Genomic DNA, 6073 nt, shown 5'->3' with positions numbered 1-6073 from the left:
GCACCGGGAAGCGGTACTCGAGCACCTCGGGGTCGGTTAGGCGCGAGTTCGTCATGTGCGTCTGCACGACCGAGGTGCCATCGAAGTCCGGGCCGGCTCCAGAGCCGCCGGCAATCGTCTCGTAGTACTGGTAGCGGTCGTTGCCGAAGGTGAAGTTGTTCATCGTGCATTGACCCGCCGCCATCACGCCCAGCGCGCCGTACAGCGCATTGGTGATGCAGGTGGACGTCTCGACGTTGCCGGCGACGACCGCCGCGGGCGCTCGCGGATTCAACATCGAGCCTGCGGGAATAATCACCTTCAGCGGCTTCAGGCATCCGGCGTTGAGCGGAATATCATCCTCTACGAGCGTGCGGAACACGTACAGCACCGCGGCCATGCACACCGCGGTCGGCGCGTTGAAGTTGTTCGCCAGTTGCGGGGAAGTGCCGATGAAATCGATCTCGGCGCTGCGGTGCTTCGTGTCCACGCGGATCTCGACATGAATTTGCGCGCCATTGTCGAGTGCCAGGGTGAACTCGCCGTCCTTCAATGCGCTGATCACACGGCGCACTGACTCTTCCGCGTTGTCCTGCACATGCCGCATGTACGCCTGCACGACTTCGAGCCCGAACTGCGCGACCAGCTTGTGCAGTTCCTGCACGCCTTTTTCGTTTGCCGCAATTTGCGCTTGCAGGTCGGCTAGGTTTTGCGATGGGTTGCGCGAAGGGTAGGGGCCGCTGCGCAGCAACTCGTGCGCTTGTTTGTCGCGAAGCTGTCCGCCGGCAACCAGCTTGAAGTTGTCGATCAGTACGCCTTCCTCGTCGATGTGCGCGGAGAAAGGCGGCATCGAACCGGGCGTTATGCCGCCGATATCGGCGTGGTGGCCTCGCGAGCCGACATAGAACAGGATCTCGGCGCCCCGGTCGTCGAGAACCGGGGTCACCACGGTCACGTCCGGCAAATGTGTTCCGCCGTGATACGGGTCGTTGAGCATGAACACGTCACCGGGCTGAATCTTGCCGGTGTTGCGCGCGATCACCGTCTTGATCGACTCGCTCATCGAGCCGAGATGCACAGGGATGTGCGGCGCGTTGGCGATCAGATTGCCATCGGCATCGAACAGGGCGCATGAAAAGTCGAGCCGCTCCTTGATGTTCACCGAGTAAGCGGTGTTCTGCAACTGCACTCCCATCTGCTCGGCGATGTTCATGAACAGGTTGTTGAAAACCTCAAGCATGACCGGGTCAACGGTCGTACCGATTCCCTTGTGCGTGTGACGCGGCTGCACGCGCTCGAGCACCAGATGCTCAAGGTCAGTCACCCGCGCGCGCCAGCCCGGCTCGACGACCGTTGTCGCGTTCGTCTCGGCGATGATGGCCGGGCCGTCGATGGTATGACCCGGGTGCATAGCATCACGAATGAACAGCGATGCCTTCCACCAGCGCCCGCCGCTGAAAAGTGGCACCGTGTGCACGGATGCCGGTGCGCGTTTACGCGCCGATGGAGCGTGGGGCCGCTCGGTGGATGCGTGACCTGCTGCGACCGCTTCTACCGACACCGCCTCGACGATCAGTCCACGCTCGTTCATAAGAAACGCGAAACGCTGGCGGTACGCGTCTTCGAAAGACGCCTGGATTTCGGCCGCTTCGCCGAAGGGCACGACGAGCGCCGAGTCGGTGCCCTCGTAGCGCACATGCACTCGACGATATATTTGCATCTCGCCGGGCTCAACGCCTTGCCGACGCAGTTCGGCCCGCGCTTCGGAGCTAAGTGAATCCAGCGTCCGGTTCACCGCATTCAGCGCACTGGTGAGCGGCTTCTCGATCGCGGCTTCGCGCATCTCGCTCTGGTCGGCCAGGCCCATGCCGTAGGCCGATAGCACGCCTGCCAATGGATGTATGAACACGCGGTTCATGCCGAGCGCATCGGCTACGCGGCAGGCATGCTGACCGCCGGCGCCGCCGAAACATTGCAGCGTATAACGAGTCACGTCGTAGCCGCGCGCGATCGAAATCTTCTTGATGGCATTGGCCACGGCGCCGACCGCGACATCGATGAAGCCCTCGGCAACCGCTTCGGGCGCGCGCTTCACGCCGGTGCTGCGTTCGATGTCGGCGGCCATCTCGTTGAACCTGGTCACGACGATTTCGCAGTTAAGTGCCTCGTCGCCGCCGGGACCGAACACCTTCGGAAAGTAATCCGGCTGTATCTTGCCGACCATCACGTTCGCGTCAGTCATCGCCAGCGGACCGCCACGCCGATAACACGCCGGCCCGGGATTCGCACCGGCACTCTCGGGTCCCGCACGAAAACGCGCACCGTCGAAGCGCAGTGTCGAGCCGCCACCAGCCGCGACCGTGTGAATGCGCATCATCGGCGCGCGCATGCGCACACCAGCCACCTGTGTTTCGAAGGTGCGCTCGAAGTCGCCCGCGTAATGGCTGACGTCGGTCGAGGTGCCGCCCATGTCGAAGCCGATCACGCGGTCGAAACCGCCGAATTGTGCGGTGCGCGCCATGCCGACGATGCCGCCGGCCGGCCCTGACAGGATCGCGTCTTTACCCTGGAAGGCCTGCGCGTCGGTCAATCCACCGGACGATTGCATGAACAACAGACGCACACCCGGCATCTCGGCCGCGACCTGTTCGACGTAGCGGCGCAGAATCGGTGACAGATAAGCGTCAACGACCGTCGTGTCGCCGCGGCTCACGAACTTCATCAGCGGGCTGACGTGGTGTGACGCGCTGATCTGCGGGAAACCGATTTCCCTCGCGATACACCCCGCCGCCGTTTCGTGCGCCGTATAGCGGTAGCCGTGCATGAAGACGATGGCGACACTGCGCAGGCTGGCCTTATACGCGGCGCGCATTTCGTCACGCAGATGCTCCAGATCGAGCGGCTCGATGACTTCGCCGTTCGTTGCGACTCTTTCGTGCGCTTCGATCACGCGCGCGTACAACTGCTCGGGCAACACGATGCGCCGGTCAAAGATGCGTGGCCGCTCCTGGTATGCGATGCGCAGCGCGTCGCCGAAGCCTTCTGTGGTAACGAGCAAGGTCGGCTCGCCCTTGCGCTCGAGCAGCGCGTTGGTCGCGACCGTCGTTCCCATCTTCACGCACTCAACCGTCTCGGGCTTGATCGGCTCGCCCTTCTTCAGCCCAAGCAGTCGACGGATGCCCGCCACTGCGGCATCGGTGTATTGATCAGAGCCCTCGGACAGCAGCTTGCAGGACACGAGTGTGCCATCGGGCCGCTTGCCGACCACATCAGTGAAGGTGCCTCCGCGGTCGATCCAGAACTGCCAGCGCAAAGACTGCGAGGTTTGCATATCGGCTGTGATCACTTTGGGTTGCGGATCCCGATGTGACCTTACTACGGCAACATGCCCTGGCACCGACTATCGGTCCGCGCTTTGTCACTACTAAATTTAGAGCAGACGGGGATGCCGCCGACGCGATATTTCCCCGGCAGGCAATTTCCGCACCAGAGGCGCTGATTGCGACAGTTATCTGCGTCCCGGCTCCGCTTTGGTCGCAGATAAACGGAGCTCGATCATACCTTAATCTCCGGAACTGTCACGGTGAGCAAAGTGGAACGCGGGTGCGCTTCGACAGCCTATCGCCCAAAACGTACCGCTAATCCGTGTTGCTTCCAGTCTCATGCTGCGATGCAGCTAAAATAAACTCTGGCGACCGAGCGGAGGGCTACGGTAGCCAGGCTAGAATGCATTGCCCCGCCCTTGGGATAGGGCGGGGCTTTGTGTGTTGTGTTAAGGTCGGAACCTGTACCGCTTTCGTCCGTTCAATTGTTTTACCGGTCGCATTGCGGGCTTCGCGATAGAGCAAGCCTTACACCAACACATTTCTCGGAGTGTCCTTATGTACGGTGTCAGACTGATACTGATTTCAGCGGCACTGGTCGTCGGGGTTGCGGGCTGCGACCAGGAGCAGGAAGAAAACCTTCAGCGCGTGGGAGAACATTTGGGAAAAGGCAGTAAAGAACGCTGCTGATGTCGCGCTGGACGCCGCTGAAAGAGCCGGCGACAAGGATGAGCAGTGGACCGATCAGGGCGCTTCCGATGGCGAGGACGCGGAAGATGAGAGGGAGAACAAGGCGCGGCGGAAGCCACCCTCGGAGCCGATGAATGATCAATGATCTATGATGATGCCGGAGATTCGAACAATTGGTTACCTGCTGATGTAACGTGCTGATGACTGTCGTTTACAGTGGTGAAGTAAAGGAGAACTAAAATGGCCAAAGGTCAATTACGTAGTAATCGTGAAAAGAAGAAACCCAAGCAGCCGAAAAAGGCTGCTGTCCCATTATCCTCTGGGGGGGCCCGAGGTAACGCAGTCGGTTCTCGCGTTCAACAAAAAGAAAGAGCGAGCTAGGCTTGCCCCTGCACTAGTGCGGGAAGCGCCTATCACGCGGCAATTAGCGGCAGTGATGGTGGATCGGGTTTTGTGCCAGAGAACCAGCATACGTTGAATGCTGATATCTCTAATTCCGCGACTGTCCCCCAATCTGAAGAAAGCCAAAGACGGCGAACTGTTAAATGCTGCCCTTTAAAGAAAGGGCTTAGCGCATGAAAAAGCCCCACCGCAAGGGCGGGGCTCTCGGCCCCTGAATGATGCGCTCTATCCGTAAGTCGCTAAACCGGGACCGCTCTCCCTGAGTAAACTGCCTTCTGACACTTGTGATCTGTCAAAACGGTTACGCTTAAACTGATGCGACGCAGCATAACGCTATCCGCTACATCAGTCAAGGCCGCGCCCGCTTGCGTGGTAGTCGTGTCGTCATATTATTGCAGTGCGGTTCTTGAGTGGGTATAGATGTCTCGAGAATGCCTTGGGCTCGATGTTTCGGTGATGACTAAACTCCCTGATAACCGGGAATTGCAGCAAATGCGGGTACTCAAGCCAATTGAACGGCTAACCCCTCCCGTGCTCTCGTTCAGCAAGCCCGAGGCGGGCTAATGTGTGGCCGTTTTGTCAGCCGCGAACAGAATTTCATAACAGGATGCCGGTAATACCGGATGCGCAGGATTTCGACTGGTGGATGACGGGCGACGTGCGTGAGTGGGTCAACTGCTCAAGCCTTGTCCCTGCGCATGGCTTGATGCTTATCCAATCAGCCGCGAAGTGAACAACGCGCGGAGTCAGGGGCCGGCACTGATTGAGAGGGCTTGCCCTGTAAATTGTACTTACTCGCTGGCTCGGTGCGCACTTGTCTACAGCCATGATCGGCGATCGGGGTGCGGCCAGGGGTAAAGATTCCTTAATCTTTCCACGACGCTCGTGGTGCGGTGGGTGGTCGAGCTTCGCCCGGGAAAAAAACGCGGCGGCCTTGCGCATAACCTTCGACAACTTCGCTACTCCCTACGGGGTACGTCCAAGGAGCGATTGACGCTCCGGGGACCGAAGATCGATCATCCGACCCCAGGTGACGAGATACGCGACCGCCAGCGTTGCGGTTCGTAGCCCGTTGCATAAGCACGCATCGTCACATTGTTACGGCTCGCAGCAACACGGGGCTGATGACGGTCGTTAAGAGTACGAAATTTTTTGTGGTTCTCGTGGCAAGCAATCGCGTTTTCAAGAACGTTGCGTGGCACGGACTGGGCGGAGGAATCTTTTTGTATGGCACTTCCAGGTCACATCAAATACCTCGTCATCGGCGCCGGTATTCATGGGCTGAGCACCGCTTATCATCTTGCCCTTGAGTTCAAGGCGCGTGGCCAGGGCGGTGGGGAAGACATTCTTGTTATCGACAAGACGGGCGTCGCCGCTGGCGCTTCCGGCATTGCCTGCGGTGTCATACGCAACAATTATTTCCAGCCCGCCATGCGACAACTCATGGCGCAGAGTGTGGAGGTGTGGGAATCGGACCCGGACGCGTATCACTATCACGCCACCGGCTACATGCAGATCAGCCCCGAATGCATGCACGCGGACGTCGCCACCATCGCACAGCAACAACGGGAGATCGATTACGAGTCGGTGTTCATCGAAGGTGAGAAAGACAGCCTGAATTATATGCGGTCGATCTTCGATGACTGGCAGGCCACGGGCATCACTTCGGTATTGCACGA

3 protein-coding genes are annotated in these 6073 nt (G+C 59.5%); 2 read left to right on the top strand and 1 reads right to left on the bottom strand.

Annotated elements, in window-relative coordinates; genetic code table 11:
• Positions 1–3310 (bottom strand): hydantoinase B/oxoprolinase family protein (locus H0V34_03375; GenBank protein MBA2490775.1); only part of this gene is annotated, 3310 nt, incomplete at its 3' end.
• A gap of 599 nt (positions 3311–3909) precedes the next feature.
• Between H0V34_03375 and H0V34_03370 the strand changes: the two genes are divergently transcribed.
• A complete protein-coding gene (locus H0V34_03370; GenBank protein ID MBA2490774.1) occupies positions 3910–4137 on the top strand; it encodes a hypothetical protein in 228 nt (75 codons plus the stop codon).
• Positions 4138–5621: 1484 nt separating this feature from the next.
• Positions 5622–6073, top strand: a 452-nt coding sequence (locus H0V34_03365; protein MBA2490773.1) for an FAD-binding oxidoreductase, incomplete at its 3' end; no start/stop codon positions are given.

Source organism: Gammaproteobacteria bacterium (assembly GCA_013696315.1).
Classification (GTDB): domain Bacteria; phylum Pseudomonadota; class Gammaproteobacteria; order JACCYU01; family JACCYU01; genus JACCYU01.
The sequence above is the reverse complement of the archived record's forward strand: the minus strand, read 5'-3'. Positions and strand labels throughout refer to the sequence as shown.